This is a genomic window from Natrialba sp. PRR66, from assembly GCF_034808065.1.
Taxonomy (GTDB): Archaea; Halobacteriota; Halobacteria; order Halobacteriales; family Natrialbaceae; genus Natrialba; species Natrialba aegyptia.
In genome coordinates this window covers 1-253 of sequence record NZ_JAXHGN010000193.1, presented here as the reverse complement: position 1 = coordinate 253, position 253 = coordinate 1, and the positions used below count along the sequence as shown (strand labels likewise).

General features: G+C 66.4%; 1 pseudogene. It reads left to right on the top strand.

Annotation, left to right across the window (positions count from 1 at the left end):
• Window positions 1-253: pseudogene (locus SM755_RS23955) on the top strand (DUF389 domain-containing protein); the annotation flags it as partial.

The following is a 253-nucleotide window of genomic DNA, read 5'->3' as shown; positions in this document are numbered from 1 at the left end:
ACACGCTGGAGCAGGCCGGCTTCCCCGAAGACGGGTACACCGTCCTCGGCAACGCGGAGACTGCGACGACACCCCACTCCGAGGAACTGCAGGACCGGTTCGCCTCCGATTTCGACCCGCTGACGCGACCGGAACTCAAATCGAAGGCCCAGGACATGAGCCGGGACCCGACGTCGTTCGTGGCGATGATCTTCTTCAGCGCCATCATCGCGACTGCCGGTCTCCTCGTCGGGTCGCCGGCGGTGGTCGTCGG